This is a genomic window from Caballeronia udeis (assembly GCF_001544555.2).
In the GTDB taxonomy this organism is placed as follows: Bacteria; Pseudomonadota; Gammaproteobacteria; order Burkholderiales; family Burkholderiaceae; genus Caballeronia; species Caballeronia udeis.
The window spans coordinates 1-1141 of record NZ_FCOK02000209.1; the positions used below are offsets into that span (position 1 = coordinate 1).

Here is a 1141-nt window from a genome sequence, read left to right on the forward strand (position 1 = left end):
TAGCTGTCAAGCTGTCACGCCAGGTCGTATGGGAACGTGGCTAACTTGGTAGACCTGCTTCCGAATTAACAGAGCCCATGCCGTTCGAACATTTTTTGCTGCGAGCGCCACGGCGGCGATGTTTTTGTGCCGGCGTCGGCATAGTTTCATGACCCACGAATCAGTCAATTCGGGCTTGGTGGCTGCCATGCGAATGACAGCACGAGCGCCGTGAATCAAAAGTGTTCGTAGTGCTGTATCGCCGCTCTTGCTGATGCCTAGCAAGCGTGGCTTGCCACCCGAGGAGTGCTGACGCGGAACCAGACCCAGCCATGCAGCGAGTTCGCGGCCGTCGCGAAAGGCGTGGGGGTTGCCGATTGAGGCTGCCAGCGCGGAAGCGGTGAGTGGCCCCACTCCGGGTATCGTTTCGAGAAGTTGTCCCGCCTCATCCGTACGATGCATCGCGCGGATGCGCCCCTCCAGTTCAGCTGCCTTGTTGCCCAGTTCCCGTAAGTGCTCCACCAGTAACTGGATCAAGGTTCGGAACGGTTCGCAAAGCTCATGCTCGGGGTTGGACAAGGCTTCGATAGCCCTTTGCCCGAGCAGTCGGATTCCCTGGGGCAGCACAATGCCGAACTCGCTCAGCAAGCCGCGGATTTGATTAGCCAATGCCGTACGCGATTTGACTAGCCCGGCGCGCGCCCGATGCAGTGAAAGCATCGCCTGTTGCGCTTGCGTCTTGATCGGCACAAAGCGCATGTGCGGTCGCCTTACCGCCTCTCAGATTGCTTCGGCATCGGCCGCATCGGTCTTGTTGCTCTTTACGTATGGTCGAACGAACTGAGGGGCAATCAAGCGCACGGTGTGTTCGAGCTTCGTGAGTTCTCGGCCCCAATAATGCGACGAGCCACACGCCTCCATGCCTACCACGCATGGCTCAATCTTCGCGAAAAACGGCAGTATGTCAGGGCGGCGCAGTTGCTTGCGTACGACGATATGCTCCTGCGAGTCCACTCCATGAACCTGGAACAAGGTTTTTGCCAGATCCAGTCCAACTGTCTCTATCTTCATGATGAACGCTCCTCTGCCGTGGAAGTCACGACCTCTCCACTTTGGCATATGCCTACCCTGAAGGGAGGGAGTCGTCCATCACATCACAGCC

1 pseudogene is annotated in these 1141 nt (G+C 57.9%); it reads right to left on the reverse strand.

Annotated elements, in window-relative coordinates:
* Positions 1-6: 6 nt before the first annotated feature.
* Positions 7-1050, reverse strand: a pseudogene (locus tag AWB69_RS45235) (IS110 family RNA-guided transposase).
* Between the last annotated feature and the right edge of the window lie 91 nt (positions 1051-1141).